Origin of the sequence: Amycolatopsis sp. EV170708-02-1, assembly GCF_022479115.1 — a bacterium.
GTDB lineage: Bacteria > Actinomycetota > Actinomycetes > Mycobacteriales > Pseudonocardiaceae > Amycolatopsis.
In genome coordinates this window covers 7311931-7326236 of record NZ_CP092497.1, presented here as the reverse complement: position 1 = coordinate 7326236, position 14306 = coordinate 7311931, and the positions used below count along the sequence as shown (strand labels likewise).

Genomic DNA, 14306 nt, shown 5'->3' with positions numbered 1-14306 from the left:
TCGGTCTGTTACGGGCTCCCTACCGTGGCCTGCGCGGGGGATCGGTCGGTCCATGACACGACGGGCCCACCAATGCGGCCTGCGGACACGGTGGCCATCTCGAGGTACGTTGGCGGTTCGGCTTCCTTTTCCCATTCGTAGAGGGTGACTCGCAGCGTGTTGCAGGTGCGGCCGAGCATCACGGCCAGAGGGAAAGGGACGCGCATGAACAGGTGTACATGCCGGCTTCCTGCGATTTCGCCGATGCGCCGGCGTAGCTCGGTGACGAGTGCGGGGGCTGCCTCGGCGGGGATGGGTTCGCGTTTCGCCACTGCGATCTCGACTGCGTGGGCGTAGTCGTGGCTCTTGGCGTAGTGGCGGAAGCCTTTGTTGGGAGATGTGGGTACGAGATCGAGGTACACGGCGACGGGACCATCGGGACGACCGTCGAGGGGAATCGCGCTCTGTACGAGCGAAACAGTCTGGGTTTCAGCTCCCGTCCACTCGGTCCCGTCTTGATCGGCGATCGTGACGGTCAGCCCAGTCGTGGTCGGTAATGCGGCCCCGAGCGCGAAGGCCATGCTCAAGTGTGCGCCGCCGGTGATGTGAAGATGCTGAACGTCGGCCGACTGGACGATGCGGGGCAGCTCACAGAGGAACGGCGCGAAGTCTTCCCAAGCCTCGACAGGCGGCACGCTGGTACCGTGCATGGGCGGGCGCGTCCGGACCGCGAGCGGTGCCTTCCGAGTACCCAGCGCAGGGACCCGGGTTTGGATGTCCAGATGTAGCCGATCATCGACGGCGGCGCGGCGGACACGGCGGACCGCCATCTCGCTGGCCAAGCGAGCGAGCCCTGCGTGGTCGTACACCGCGAACTGATCGAAGTCGCTCAGCGTCGCTATTTCCTGGGGGAGCAGGCGATCCGGGGCGCCGTAGTCCAGCCGGCCGTCGGAGTCGGTGATGGTGTTCCCGATGGCGAAGGTGAACGCGGAGTCCGCTTCCAAACGAAGGAGGTTCGGTAGTTCCAACTCTCGAACGAAACTCGAAAGTGCCATGTCTTCGGTGACGAGAAGTACGGCTCCGGACAGTCCCGAATCGAGAGCTTCTTGCAACCGCCGCTGAAAGCGTCCCGGTGATAAATGAGTCTGGTCATGCCACACGGGGACGCCGTGGGTACGAAGCACCCACGCGGCCCGTTCTGCCAAAGCATCTCCGTCTGAGTGCCGGTAGCTGAGGAAGATCGGGTCCAGGTCGTCAATCTGAGTCATCTGTAACCTTCTGTGCAGGCTGGGACAGATCGGGGGTTGGTAACGGGACGAGCATTGCTACGCGGCGTTCTTCGCGAACAGGGTGGTCAAGGAAACTTCGAGGATGAGTCGGAGCCGCTCGTTGTCCGGTCGGCTGAAGTGACGTCCTGCGGTGACCTCGGCAGAGTGCTCAGCCCGGAATAGTGAACGCCGGGGTATAGCCGAGCCCGGCTCCGAGGTGTTCGTAGACCACGGTGGTGCGGGTTCGGTTCCAGCGATGACCGAGCAGGAGTGCGAGTCCTCCGGGGCCCGCCAGGTACAGGTGTACTGCCTCGGCGAACGGCTGATCACCGAGTTCTGCACGAACCAGGTTGCGTACCTTTTCTGCGTACGTCACGGCGTGCCTAGCGCTTTCGATGGAAGCGTCGTCGGGGCCTGCCGCTGGTGTGACCGTCAGCAGGTGGTCGATCGGGACTCGGTTCGTCTGTAGCCAGTTGACCACTTCGTCTGTCGGGTCAATGGTGGTGCCGACAGCGACCGCGAGCTCCTGTCCGAGCTTGATCGGCGTTCGCCTCAAGGTGGGCTGGCCCAACGTGACTTTGGCGGCGCCGGTCGACCAGATCTCGCCGCGTTGTAGATAGCGGAGCGTGTGCTGGCGCACTTGGGGCAGGGCGGTGCCCACGCGGAAGAACGTCGCTTGCCGCATGGAGCCGCGGACGACTGTGGATGTCCAGCCCTCATTTTCGAGGGTGGCTGCGGCTGCGGCCAGTTCCCGATCCATGGCATTCCAGCTGTCCGTGTCGCGCGGGATCACACGTGCCCGAGGCTCGGTTCCGTCGTACATGTCGACCCAGTTCAGGGCAACGGTCGCCTCGTCGGCGTGTGGGTCGATGTCGATGGCTTGGACGACTAGCAGTGCGGACGGTGCCTCTCTTCGCAGGCCGGCAACAGCTTGGTGAATGTCCTGTTCGCTGATCACCCGGGTGCCCCCGACGACCCAGCCGGTAACGGTGGTCAGGCCGTGCTGGAGTGCTGAATCGCTGCCGTCCAGTCCGGCGGCGAGCATCAAGGTCCGCACGTGTTCTCGTTCTGCACTGATCGTGCGGCCGGTAATGAATTGCAGGTGCCCGAGCATGTCGAGGAGTTCTTCGCGAGTTGAGCCGACGTGCTCTGCCCAATGGTCGACCGCCTTGCCCGCCTTGGATGTCTCGGCCGCTTGGGACGCGTAGGGGAGAAGGAGGTCGGTGCGGCCATCGACATGCCCCAGAAGAGGGTGGCTGCCGTCGAGGGCACGGTTCGTGATCAGCTGCATCGTATGCCCGTCGCCATGCTGGCCGAGCGTGACATGGCTGTTGTACAGCTTCTGCAGCAGGGACTTGCTCTTGCCGCCCCGTGGCGGAGTCGTGAGGTAGTCGTCGTCGACGAGATCTGCTGGGTTGGTGGCCCACTTGACTTGTCCGTATGAATCGCCGCCGGCCGTCCGGCTCCGCAGGACGACATCGTCGACATTGCCTGCTCCGGTGATCTCGACTTCCACCTGGTTGAATCGGCTATCCGGCCCGATCACGCGCATCGCCGCGCCCCAGACGAAGAGGTCCTGGAAGCCGTCGCCACCCCGGCGAACCCCCGAATTGGACGGTGCGCCGGCCGCCGGCCGAGAAGCGGTCATGTCGTTCCCCTCTCGGGTGAATCGGGGATCAGCCCGCGGATGAGCGGGTGATTCGCGGATGCTGTGATGACGGCCTCGACGACGCCGTCAGTCCGGTGGACGAGGAGCACTAAGGGATGGTCGTACTGGTTGGCCGCACGCTGGATCGATGTGAGGTCCTGACTGCTGGTCCCGAAGTTCGCGGGATGGCTGTGCCAGTCCCCGACGTATCCGAGCCACGGATGTCCCTGGTCGCCGAGAGCCTCTTGGAGCGCGACCTGCGCCGTGTCGTAGTCCCGGACCCAGGACCCCTGAGTGGCATCCGGGTCTGGTACCTCGACGGCGTGGTGAACCATGATTCGCTCGTCTAGCCACCATCCGAGCAACACACCGCCGGTCTCGCGAGGGTGAGCGGCCGCGGCGGCTGCGGCGATCGTCGACGTCACCTCGGCGGCCACCTGTAGTGCTTGGTCCAAGTCGTTCACGACGCGGCTCGTTCTGGGTGGTCGGAGGTGATCCAGCCGACGACGTCGAAGGGTGGTTGATCTTGGGGCTTGCGCACTTCTGCGACAGTCGCGGGGAGTTTGCGCTCGGCGGTGACTTCGTCGATCACGACGCGGAGAGCCAGCTCGGCGGCCGCCACGACGGCTCCCGGGGGAGTGGGCGAGACCGGGGCACCGCAGCCTCGTTCACGCAGCTGGCTGGTGTGTTCGACCGTGGGAAGAGGCGACATGTGGTTCTCTCCAGGACGCAGGGGCATCCGGTCGACACGCAGGACGTCACCGTCACGTTGGACGCACACGGATACAACGGTGCCGTCCGATCCGGCGTCGAGACTCGTGACCGCGGTCGCGAGCAAGCTGCTTGCTCGGCCACTGCCGGTTGCGTCCACGACGATCCGGTGCCGGAGCACCAGAGCGGTTGCCTCCTCCAGCACGGTCAGCCGATTGTGTGAGACCGTCACGGCGGTGACGTCAGGGTCGATCGCGGAAAGGCGGTCGCGGACCGCGTGCGGCTTTGGCCACCCGACGTGCTGGAGGTCGGCGAAGTGCCGGACGACGTTGCCCGGCTTCAGACGTTCGGCGTCGATCAGAGTCAGGACGCGGGCCCCGGACCGGAACAGCAGTTCGGCGGTGAACGAGCCGATCGCCCCGCAACCGACGATCGCGATGGGGACGTTAGCGAGCGCAGTACGCGCCGAACCGGCGCGCATAGCACGCGTCGGTGTGCTTGTATCCGCGCTTTCGCAAGCGGCGATCCGAATACCGGTATCGCCGGGGTGTACCCGCAACGCGAGTGCGGCGTCCGCTCCGCCTCGGGTATAGCGGAGTAGGATGACGGTGATCACGCGCATCTTGATCAGACGGTTGACATCCGCGGCGTGGGTGCCTAACGATGCGGCGAGGTCGTCCCAGCTTCGTATCGGCCGAACGGCGGATCCGATATCGGCTACCCACGCGAGCCTGCGGTCTTTACGGTTGCGTCGTCGTCCGTTGACAATGTTGCCGGTTCGCCGGGCCCTGTCGGTTATACAGATGATCTCAGGGCCTCCTTCAGTCTGCGCGGCTTGATCCGGGACCAGCCTCGTCGCGTTGTAGAGCACCATCCGGGGACCATCGTCTTCCTGGTCCAGGTACCGTTCCAGGTCACATGAGTCGTCGCCGGGCCAACCGGCTGCGGTCTTCTGCAGCCAGTCGGCGATCCGGTCCAGGAGTTTCCGGGGGTCCAACCATGGCGCGTCGTCGACTGACCAGTCGTCCTCCCAGAGACACAGTGTGTTGTCCGCGTTGATGTGGAAGGTGATCTCGAGCGGCCCGCCGGAGTCCAAGAGTCGCACCATCGGTGGTGCGAAGGGAAAAGCCGCCCCCGGCACGATCTCCACTCGCGCCGTGAACACCGTCGGCGGCTGGTCGGGCATGGCCGGCTCAGCCCACAGCACAGGGCCGTGAAGCCGTTCGCCGTCATCGGTGAAGCCGAGCGCGGGAAAGTCTTCTCTCCACCGGTCGATGTCAGTAGAGAACATGCTCATGCGTACCGGTCGCGGCCTGCCGGCACCGCCGGGGCACCTTTGACCAGAGCGCCCCTCGGCTTCTCTGTACCGTCCGCGTTGCACGCCTCGGGAAGAGCGAAGACGAACTCGGGTTCCTTGGTCTGCTGTGTCTTGCCGAGCAGCTCTTGCCATTTCAAGGCACTCGCGCAGATGTCCTTATCCTCGAGCGCATCTTCCGCGAGCTGGGCGGCCTCGGCGATCCGTTCAGCGGCGGCCTCGATCTGTTCCTTCGTCGCCTTGGTCGTGATGGTGTGCTCGTCGAGCGTCGGGTCGTCAGGGCCGTCGGTGACGTAGTCCGGCAGCCGGTCTGCGATTTCCCGCAGGATGACGCAGAGGTACTCGGCGACGGTGTTCTTGTCCGGCTCGAGATCCTGGAAGGCGTGGTAGGCGAGGACTTCGAAGTAGTATCCGCCCGGCTGTTCGTCGACCCAGGTGCGCCGAATCTGCCGGATCAGCTTGACCAAAGGCACGTACACGCCATCTGTGGAGAGGAGAAAGTCGTCGTTCGCCTTGTTCGTGAGCTCGCTCATCTTGATCGGGTTGGTCTCGATCCAGCTGGCGCGCCCGTCTTCTTCGATCTTCTCTGGGATCTGCCAGTGCTCCGTGGGGTGGTCGACGCACGGACGGGCGATGACGACGTCGACCGACAGGTCGAAGTCCGGAAACTCGATCATGACCGAGCGGTGCTGGCGTGTCACCTGACCGGGAAAGACATCCTCGAGAACATCGTTCACGTGATCGAGGATTTCGCTTGGCCGTAATGAGTCGGTCGCTTTCTCCAGGCGCATGAACACGTCGACGTCCTTGACCCGTTTGATCGACACGTCTCGGCCGTAGGAACCGATGATGAAGGTGGAAATTCCCAGTTTCTTCAGCTTGTCATCGGCCTTCAAGGCCGCGGTCACCAGCTTGTGAGCCTCGGCGGCGTTCTCTGCGTCGACTTTTGGCTCGATCCGGCTTAGCGCCGCTTTGAACTGTGTGGCTAGGGTCGCCATCGGTTCTTCTCCTTCCGCGGTTTGGGCGAGGGCCCCGTGCGGGCGGTGTCAGGTCTCCTCGGTGAAGACCGGGCTAGGGGTGAGGTCGGCGGCGAGCGTGAGCAGGTCCTCGTCGGCGACAGGGCGGTCGGGAAAGGCGCCGAGGACCGCAGCGGGAACGAGCCGCTGGGTGAGATCGGAGCCGGTGAACCCAGGCCGTCCGCCGGACTGACCGGTGAGTTCGACCAGCTTGGAGATCGTCTCCGACCGGATGCCGAGCCCATCGAGGGCGGCGGTGAGGATCGCGTGGCGCTGCTGGTCATCGGGTCTGCCGAATCGGAAGGTCGCGGCCGCCCGGCGCAGCACTGCCGGGTCGATAGCGCCGGGGCGGTTCGTGCAGAGCACCACGATGATCGGCAGCCCGATCCCCGCGATGCCGTCCACGCCCGCGAGGAAGGCGTCGACCCCGGCGCGATCCTCATGGTGCATCTGCTGCGCCTCCCGTGACTGCACCAGCGCGTCGGCCTCGTCGACGACGAAGACCGACACGGCGGTGACGCCGGATGAGCTGATCGAAGCCTCCGCCTGTCGACGCACGTAGTTGAACGCTTCCCCGATCAGCGTCGTCATCTCGCCGACCAGACCGCGGCCCCGTGCCGTGAGCTTCAGGCGGTACAGGAAGACCGGAAGGTCAAGGTGTTCGGCCAAGTCGCTGCCGAAGGACTCGGCCAAAGCCGACTTGCCCGAGCCGACGTCGCCGGCGAAGACGAACAGCGGCGCTCGGTCGGCGAGCAGGCGAAGGGCCGCTACATCGGCCCCGGAGTGGTGTTCGTCGGCCCAAATCCGCAGTTGATCAGGCTGGGCGAGGAGCGCGGCTTCCTTGCGCAACCTGATCTTGGTGTCGTCCAGGCCGATGAGGTGCTCGTACCGAGCCTGATGCTGGGGATCGGGGAGTTCGATCACCGGCAGGAAGAGGTCGTCTTGCGTGCTCAATGTGGTTCTCCGAGAGGGTCAGGTCGCGAGCGTGACGAAGATGTCGCGGGTCACACCGATGCCGTTACTGCTGTAGCCGTGGCCGGGCGTGGAGTTGCCGAGTCCGACGCCGGGTTCGGTTCCCGCGGTCCGCTGGACCGGCAGGCCGGCCTTGAAGGCTGCCTGGTCGGCGATGGACAGGGCGTTGAAGGTGTCGCTGTACGACATGTACGAGTGGAACGGCAGCTTCGCGACATCCGCGGATCGCGGAAGCCGGCCAGGTGGATCATCGAGCAGTTGTCGGCCAGCCGTCGCTCGGTAGCGGAGACGTAACTTCCAATTGTTGGTGCCTTGGTCCCGGAATCCGTAGTCCGCGATGCCGAGGTACCCGGCTTTCAGGAGCAAGGAGGCTTCTTCGGCGAACTTGTTGATCTTGTCGACGTCGGCTGGCTTGCCGTACAACGAGCGCAGCTGCCGCAGGTCGGCACCGATCTTTGCACCGATGTACCGGGCGTTGGTGATCGTGAACGAGGAGGTGAAGGTCAAGGAGGTGCTCATGGTCAAGCTCCAGGGAACGAAGGACCGAAGAGGGTGCGCCAGGCGTCGTTGGCCGCGCCGCGCGTGGGGGAGGTAGCGGCCCAGGAGACCGCGTCGAGCGCCTCGCCCGCGAGGTCGACGAGGTGGCGGCGGTTGATGTCGGTGTAGCTCGACGCGACGTTGTTGCCCGGATTGACCGGATCCCAGACCTGGATGGCCTCGGACGAGGCCGAGATCGCGTCCGCGGTGTAGTAGTCGGTGAACACGACCGGCTTCTGCAGTCCGGTGGCCACGATGTAGGCGAGCACCTGATCGAACGCCGCCGGGTAGTCGTCGACCTGCAGGGGTTCTCCGTGCCAGCCGACGTCCCACAGGTGCGCGACGATGAGTTCGAGGAGAAAGCTCTTGCAGCGAAGGTTCGGGTCAAGGCGCTTAGCCTCCTGAATCCACGCCTTGAGTAGCCGGATCAGCTCGGCGTAACCACGACCGGCAGTCCCCTTACGGGACCGGATGAACTGAAGGTGCTGTGTAACCGAGGTCAGCACTCGCTCGCCTTGGCGCGTGATGAGATGGCCCTTGTCCTGCTCGTCGCCGAGGTACAGCACTGGCGCCACATCGATCTTGAGCTTGGAACCGTGCAGCGTGATGCCGACGGCGTGCCGTGAGATCGCGAAGTCGTCGGCCACCTTCGTCTTGCCGTAGACCTCGATGCATCGGGCGAGGAGCCAGTCCAGGACCTTGGACTCGTCGATGTCGGTGTCGGATGTCCGCAGGTAGGCGGCGACGTCGGCGTCGGACCCCTCGCCGCGCCGGCGTCTGATGGCGGTGCCCTTGGCGGTGCTGCCCGACGCGCGCAGCTTGACCAGGTCGTAGTCCGGGGCCGCGGCGATGTGGGTCTCGAGCCGGAACCGCAGGTGATTCACCTGCGCTCGGCGCTGCGCGGCGTCGTCGCTCGAAATGTTGACCCGTGTGACGGCGAATGCCGCCAGGACCTGGTGGTCGACGTTCCTCTCCCCGGCCATGCCCGAGTACCTCCTTCGTTGGGCACGCGGCCCGTCGATCATGTGCACCGGGTTCATTGAAACAGATGAAACCGAGAACCGGCGCGGCACCCCTCACGCGGCGTGTCGGATCTGGAAGAATCGGCGCCGTGCGCATCGAGCTCGTCGGCCGGCGGCCGCTGCTGCGCCGTCTCTGTCCAGTCGAGCCGGAGAACGGCTCATTGGTCTTGGATAGTCGGCGGCTCACGTTCGCGTCGCCGCTGGACCTCGCGGCGATCGTGTCGCTCGCTCGGGCAGCAGGATCGCGGGGGGAGAAGGTGCGGCTGATTACGCCGCGTGATCACAATGTCGCGTCATACCTCGAGCGCCTGGATGTCATCAGCAGCCTGCCCCCGGGTACGGACGTAGTCGGCGAACTCCCGGGCGGGCCGCGAATGGACCTGCCGGATCGTCTGCTCGAAGTAACGCATTTGACTCCTGGCGGAGCCGATCGGCTGGGTGAGCGAATGGGGCGGATGCTCACGAGGCACTACGGCGATCTCGGCCGGAGATACTTCGCGGGGGTCGGTGAGCTGATCGACAACGCGATCAGTCACGGGTGGAGCGGTGTCGGCGCTTTCGTTGCGGCGCAGGTCTATACCGGGGCGACGAGTGGTCTGCCTGGTATCGAGTTCGCGGTCTGCGATACCGGAATCGGGGTGCGTGCGCACCTCGGCCACAACGTGGCCGACGACATCCTGGTCGACGACGTAGCTGCTCTCGAGACGGCGCTCGAGCCGGGGGTGACTGGCACTCGGGAGGAGCGAGGCCATGGTCTGAACGACCTGTGGCGGGCGGTGCCGAAGGGCGGTCTTGCTCGCCTTCAGCTCCGCAGTGGTAAAGGTCTCGCCAGCGTTGTCGGCCGTGGCGATTCGAGGCGTCCGACGTGCGTGTCTGCCGATGTCGACGTGGCGGGAACCTGGGCTTCTTTGCGGGTACATCCTTACTAGTTCTCGCGGCTTGTGTTTCAATGGTTTCATTGAAACCGGGAGGCTTTGTGATGGGTTCGCAACATCTTTACCGGGTGGGCAAGCATGGATCCTTCCTCGCCACCCGGAGTACCGCCAAGGCGGCGCGGGAGTCATTGGAGTGCGAGTCGTCCGCTGGATCGGATGCCATCGAGGTCGTCATCGACTTCGGTGGCGTCGATGCCATGACCATCAGCTTCGCCGACGAGTTCCTCGGCAAGTTTTACGCCGCGGTCGCGGCCGGTGATGTCGCGGTATCGGCCGTGCTGTTGCAGGGGCTCAACGAGGAGACTCTCGAGACGATGCAGGTCTGCCTTGATCGACGCGAGTTGATGGCGGCCACTGTGGATGGTGGTGAAATTCGTTTGATAGGTGCGCCAGAGCATCTTGACGAGACGTATCGCCAAGCTTTTGCTTTGCGAAGTTTTCGCGCAGGGGAGCTGTCTGAACGTCTTGGGGTCACACTGCAGAATGTCAATAATCGTTTGAAACGCCTTGTGTCGAGCGGCACGCTCAAGCGTGAAAAGAGCATTCCGGCCAACAGGGGCGGAAAAGAATTCGTTTACACGATTCCAGGTTCGTGGTCCGAGAGGCCTGTATAAGTGTCGAGGAAAGTATTCGTCTAGTTCGATGCTCGCGAGCATATGCCGTCTGCGGATCATCAGTGCCAGTCATCGTCGCCGGGTTGGACTTGGGATCCGTGGCTCGACTAGCGGTCTGGCATCGATGTCCGCTCATGCCGATGTGTGCGGGTGGCGGACGGTTGCACCGGTTCGGCCATGGGCGACTCTGCCGCAAAGCTCTGGCTGCGTGAGTGTGCGGGGCTTGATTGTGTGAGTGTGCCGGGCTTCGGTGTGGTTCGGACAGGGCGAAATGTTATCGCGTCGGTGGCGGGGCGCCTGATGTCAAGTATGACACCGACGCGCTCTCAGTTGGCCCCGGTGACGGCGTTGGCTGACCAAGCGACCGGCAACTGCAGCGCCAGGCAGTCCGATAGTGCGAAGAGGATTCGCCGACGTGCCCCACTTTACCGGTTTTCTCATCGATATCTCAGCGCGTTGTAGCGTCTACAGGTCGCAGGCGATTGAGCGACTGCGCTCTTCGTTGTGGCGGGCGATCATCAATCTGAGGCCAGAGCGGCTGATCGGCTCGTCAATTGCCAACGCGCAGCAGTAGCATCTCCAAGTCGTGCGTGAGAGGCGCGCTAGGATCTGGCAGAGGGGTAGCCATGCGGACGCAGGACTGGCCATGTCAGCCCACCTCCCCTGCGCTCGGTGAGCCGTGGCGGGAGGATGAAGTCGAGCGCTCCCATCTCGGGGGTTTCCTCACCAGTACCTCGACCGCGGGTGCCTTATTCGCGAGCGTACTCAGCATCGGGACCGCCGCACCGCCGGCATGGCCGCCGAAACGGCAAGAGTTCGACGTGACGAACGTGCTCAGTGAAGATCAGGAGCAGGTGCGCCGGCGACTGGAGCAGGTCGCGCCGGCGGCAGCTCGTCACTACGTCGCGATGCTGCAAGCGATCGCAGAGCATGATCGGCGGCTAACCCCGGTCGGCGACGCTTTTCACAACGCACGTGAAATGCTGAGTGCGATGGTTGAGATCACGTTGCCCATCGCCCGTCTGCTTGCCGCATCGGAAGAAAAGTCCGCGGCTGACGCGCAATCCGAACTGAAACAACTGAATGACAAGGGCAAGCAACGACTTCTGGCGCGCTACCTTGATCTGCCGTCAGTCATTCAGCCGATGTGGTCGAACCTTAATCTGCACAAGTATGCGCATCGCCACGGTCTTGGCGTCCCGCGAAGCATGACGCCGGACTTGGTGGAGAAAGCAAATAATGTATGTCAGGTGACCATCGCGCTGTTGGCATGCTACGAACAGAACTTTCATCTAGTCCTCGACAAGATTTACGAGCTGCGTACCTCTCCTCCGGCGACGGATGCGGCGAGCCAACTCGCCAGCCTCATTCCGAGGAACGTGGTCTGTATGGCACTATTCTTCAATGAGCTGGTAGACCCTGCGTGGTGGTCACTCCTGGCCGGCCAGGACCTGTTCAAGGGTCCACCGGATCCGACAGACCTTTTTGATCAAACGCCGTGGCCGCCGTCGCGCTACCTGGCCAGGATTGCCCACTGCATCAAAGATGCTCAGGGGTTTGCTCGTCTGCTGATCGGTATCGGTAACGCCACGACGAATGTCCGCGTGCACGAAGATGTGGTTCGAGCGGCATGCAGCCTCGATCAGGCCAACGCAGCTCGGGTCTGCGATGCTGCTGAAACCTGGCTGGGCCAGGGTATGCATCGCATCATCGCTCGGCTCGACGGCCACGGGCTCGTCCGCTATCCGGCCTGGTATGGCCAACTGGTGCTGCGGACAGCCGCGACACCCGACGGGGAGCAGGCGCAGAATGAGATCGCGTACGGTCGGCTCAGTCGCCTGCTGGCCCTCCATTTCGATCCGGCAGATGACTTCATTCGTCCTCGAATCCTCGATGACGAATCCTTGTATCCGGCGATCAGACACCTGCGGCTTTACACGCCTCCTTCCGCTCGTAAACCGCTGTTTTCCATCCTTGCCGCCAGCGTCGGTCAGATATCCCGCAAACTCGCTGACGATCTCGCCGTCGACCACCACGAATACCCGCTGGATGACCCAGCTGGCGAACATCCCGCGTTGAAACTGTTCTTCGACTGGTACACCCGCGAACTCGATGGGTCTGCTCCAATCACCGATGGATCACATCTGCTTGCGCGAGACCCGTGGGAAGGAGCGCGGCCGACCACCGAGTCAGCCGTTGTCGCCGACGTACTCGCTGCTCTGGTCGACCTCGGGACCGATATTGTCGAGAGCGAGCCGTGTGCCTGGCCCGAGATCGTCGAAGAACTAACTTCTGACTATCCAGAATTGGGCCTGCAAACGCGCGTGCGCCTGATGCTCCTTGCCTTGCCAGACGCTCCGCGCAGTGACGTTCTCGCCGCTCTGCGCAATCGCGACTTCATCCGATCTGCGACCGTCCGGGTGGAATACTGTAAACTCCTGGGCAATCAGTGGCCGCGACTCGCAGCCGAAGAGCGGCGCCTCGTTCGCGAGAAGCTTGACAAAGCCGGTAAGGATGACGCGACAGCGGCCCTGTCGGCCAGTATTGACGATACTTCCCTTGTGGTCGAACCTGCGTCGGCCACAATGCCCGACACCCCGCTCGTCGCGGCATACCTCGCGGATATCAGCCCACATGAGTTGCTGGCAGCGCACCAACCAGCGCTTCACCAGTTCCCCCTCGCGCCACGGCCACCCGAGCTGCCCGAAGCGATGCGACTGTCGGTCCGGCGCGCCGAGGAACTCGTGCGGTCGCCCGACAAAGCGCTCGCCCAAGACTGGGATGAGGGCGTCAGCGCATTGTGCAGTCGCCAGATGATGCGGACGTGGCGCGACAGTGGTCACCCGCTGCAGCCCACTGTGCAACCAGGGAAGGCGTGGTTCCGTGCGCTGCGTGAGCTGCTGTCAAACGACCACCTGCCCAACCGAGCCCAGGTGAGGTGCCTCGTTCGGGCCCTCGTCTCGCGACGTTTCGACTGGCCGGAGGACCGCGAGAGCCTTGACGTTGACTGGCTTGGACATGAGCTAGTCGATGAGGCCTCTCATACGCCGGCTGGGCAGGCCGTGTTGCTCGCGCTTACAGTGGTCCACGCGCACGACACGGTCGCAGTTTCTCGGCGAGGCTTGGACCGGCTGATCAACATGGTGGCGCGGCCGATACGCGTCCGTGGCCGACATCGGGCACATGCGTTTGCCCTCCAGGGGCTTTCCCTGCCAGTCATTCATGCCGTCCGACCAGCAGCCGCGCAACAACTCGTCGACCGTGTGATCGATGCCGACCACGAACACGACCAGCCTGGATACGACTTGAAAGCCCTTTTCACTGGCCTGCTGGCAGGTTCCGCTCATATCCGGCCAGACTTCGTTGTCGCATACAAGCCTCTGTACCGGCGCGCCCTGACCGAGGACAGACGTGACACACGCTGGGACTGGCGGGATCTGGCCCGGTTGATCGGCGGCGTCATCATCCGCGAACTGACCGACGGTCACAGGCCCGGCCCGGCCACTCATTTCCTGTTCGACACGGCTCCGCCCGCTGCGCTGCTCGTTGGGCTTAGGCATCTCGGCGGCGTCGACCTCATTGCTTCGTTGCGATCTGGCCACCACCTGCAGGATGGTTTCCGCCGACTGTGGGTGTGGATACATGAGTGGGTGGCCTCCTCAAACGAGCGTGCCATCGTGCTTGCCGCGTTCGGCTCATGGTTGGCTCCACGCGGGCTGGCTCACGGCATGGATGACGAGTGGGCGATGTCCCAACTGGAATTGTGTGTCGCCGCGACCTCCAGGATCGATACACCACCGGATGTTCTCGCCGGTCTGTGCTTAGTACTTGACAACAGCCCTGATCTAGCACCGCGGATCGTTGCCTGCGCCTCCCTGCTCAGAGAACGAGGTTTGATCGGCGAAGAGAGCAGGCGCGAGGCGTCCACTCTTGTTCAAGGACTGCAGACCCAGCTTCCGGGTGACGCGGCAGTCCGCCGGCTGTGGGGCGGTCTGGCCGCCGACCACCTCATTGGGCCGCTGGCCACTAGCCCGGCCAGCGGAGAATCGGCGTCCGGTATCCGCTCAGGCTAGCTACAGCCACCGCGCCAGAATTCCGACGTCGCGATGGCGGTCAGAACCTACGACGACCGCCATCGCCACCGAAAGGTTCAGTTGCGACATCAGCTCTCGGCAGCGTGCTCCGCCTGGGATTCGCCGTTGGACGGCATCCGCCGGGATGTGTGCTCAGTTGCAATGGGCTGGTCAAAGGACAGCGCCGGAGGACTCGTACATCGGTTGTGCTTCGTC

At 63.9% G+C, this 14306-nt stretch carries 11 protein-coding genes; 3 read left to right on the top strand and 8 right to left on the bottom strand.

Going from position 1 to position 14306, the window contains the following annotated elements; translation table 11 throughout:
- Window positions 1–8: 8 nt before the first annotated feature.
- From MJQ72_RS33265 to MJQ72_RS33230, 8 genes are all read right to left on the bottom strand, one after another.
- On the bottom strand, window positions 9–1247 hold the full coding sequence (locus tag MJQ72_RS33265; RefSeq protein ID WP_240594976.1) for an SAVED domain-containing protein: 1239 nt from the start codon (window positions 1245–1247) through the stop codon (window positions 9–11).
- Between the two features lie 169 nt (window positions 1248–1416).
- A complete protein-coding gene (locus tag MJQ72_RS33260) occupies window positions 1417–2895 on the bottom strand; it encodes an SAVED domain-containing protein (protein ID WP_240594975.1) in 1479 nt (492 codons plus the stop codon).
- Complete coding sequence (locus tag MJQ72_RS33255; protein WP_240594974.1) at window positions 2892–3359, bottom strand: Mov34/MPN/PAD-1 family protein; 468 nt, start codon at window positions 3357–3359, stop codon at window positions 2892–2894. The genes MJQ72_RS33260 and MJQ72_RS33255 overlap by 4 nt, the downstream gene beginning before the upstream one ends.
- Window positions 3356–4903, bottom strand: coding sequence for a ThiF family adenylyltransferase (locus MJQ72_RS33250; RefSeq protein WP_240594973.1), 1548 nt, complete (start codon window positions 4901–4903; stop codon window positions 3356–3358). The genes MJQ72_RS33255 and MJQ72_RS33250 overlap by 4 nt, the downstream gene beginning before the upstream one ends.
- Window positions 4900–5919 carry a nucleotidyltransferase gene (locus tag MJQ72_RS33245; RefSeq protein WP_240594972.1) on the bottom strand — a complete coding sequence of 340 codons (1020 nt, stop codon included), beginning with the start codon at window positions 5917–5919 and terminating at the stop codon, window positions 4900–4902. Before MJQ72_RS33245 ends, MJQ72_RS33250 begins: the two co-directional genes overlap by 4 nt.
- Before the next feature lie 48 nt (window positions 5920–5967).
- The gene (locus tag MJQ72_RS33240; RefSeq protein WP_240594971.1) at window positions 5968–6891 is read right to left on the bottom strand and encodes an ATP-binding protein; all 924 of its coding nucleotides are present in this window, start codon (window positions 6889–6891) and stop codon (window positions 5968–5970) included.
- A gap of 18 nt (window positions 6892–6909) precedes the next feature.
- Window positions 6910–7428 (bottom strand): hypothetical protein, encoded by a 519-nt coding sequence (locus MJQ72_RS33235; RefSeq protein WP_240594970.1) that lies wholly within the window; start codon window positions 7426–7428, stop codon window positions 6910–6912.
- 2 nt (window positions 7429–7430) lie between these two features.
- Window positions 7431–8429 (bottom strand): CBASS oligonucleotide cyclase, encoded by a 999-nt coding sequence (locus MJQ72_RS33230; protein ID WP_240594969.1) that lies wholly within the window; start codon window positions 8427–8429, stop codon window positions 7431–7433.
- A gap of 128 nt (window positions 8430–8557) precedes the next feature.
- On the opposite strand from MJQ72_RS33230, the gene MJQ72_RS33225 reads away from it, so the two are divergent.
- The 3 genes from MJQ72_RS33225 to MJQ72_RS33215 all read left to right on the top strand — a co-directional run bounded on the left by MJQ72_RS33225 (window position 8558) and on the right by MJQ72_RS33215 (window position 14090).
- Window positions 8558–9397, top strand: a complete 840-nt coding sequence (locus MJQ72_RS33225; RefSeq protein WP_240594968.1) for a hypothetical protein — start codon at window positions 8558–8560, stop codon at window positions 9395–9397.
- 20 nt (window positions 9398–9417) lie between these two features.
- Window positions 9418–10017, top strand: coding sequence for an STAS-like domain-containing protein (locus MJQ72_RS33220; protein ID WP_240594967.1), 600 nt, complete (start codon window positions 9418–9420; stop codon window positions 10015–10017).
- Window positions 10018–10643: 626 nt separating this feature from the next.
- Complete coding sequence (locus MJQ72_RS33215; RefSeq protein ID WP_240594966.1) at window positions 10644–14090, top strand: hypothetical protein; 3447 nt, start codon at window positions 10644–10646, stop codon at window positions 14088–14090.
- Window positions 14091–14306 lie beyond the last annotated feature (216 nt).

Bases quoted from the DNA above. Each gene is read 5' to 3' on its own strand.
- MJQ72_RS33215 (WP_240594966.1), top strand. From the start codon at position 10,644: ATGCGGACGCAGGACTGGCCATGTCAGCCCACCTCCCCTGCGCTCGGT.
- MJQ72_RS33235 (WP_240594970.1), bottom strand. From the start codon at position 7,428: ATGAGCACCTCCTTGACCTTCACCTCCTCGTTCACGATCACCAACGCC.
- MJQ72_RS33260 (WP_240594975.1), bottom strand. From the start codon at position 2,895: ATGACCGCTTCTCGGCCGGCGGCCGGCGCACCGTCCAATTCGGGGGTT.
- MJQ72_RS33230 (WP_240594969.1), bottom strand. From the start codon at position 8,429: ATGGCCGGGGAGAGGAACGTCGACCACCAGGTCCTGGCGGCATTCGCC.
- MJQ72_RS33265 (WP_240594976.1), bottom strand. From the start codon at position 1,247: ATGACTCAGATTGACGACCTGGACCCGATCTTCCTCAGCTACCGGCAC.
- MJQ72_RS33250 (WP_240594973.1), bottom strand. From the start codon at position 4,903: ATGAGCATGTTCTCTACTGACATCGACCGGTGGAGAGAAGACTTTCCC.
- MJQ72_RS33220 (WP_240594967.1), top strand. From the start codon at position 9,418: ATGGTTTCATTGAAACCGGGAGGCTTTGTGATGGGTTCGCAACATCTT.
- MJQ72_RS33245 (WP_240594972.1), bottom strand. From the start codon at position 5,919: ATGGCGACCCTAGCCACACAGTTCAAAGCGGCGCTAAGCCGGATCGAG.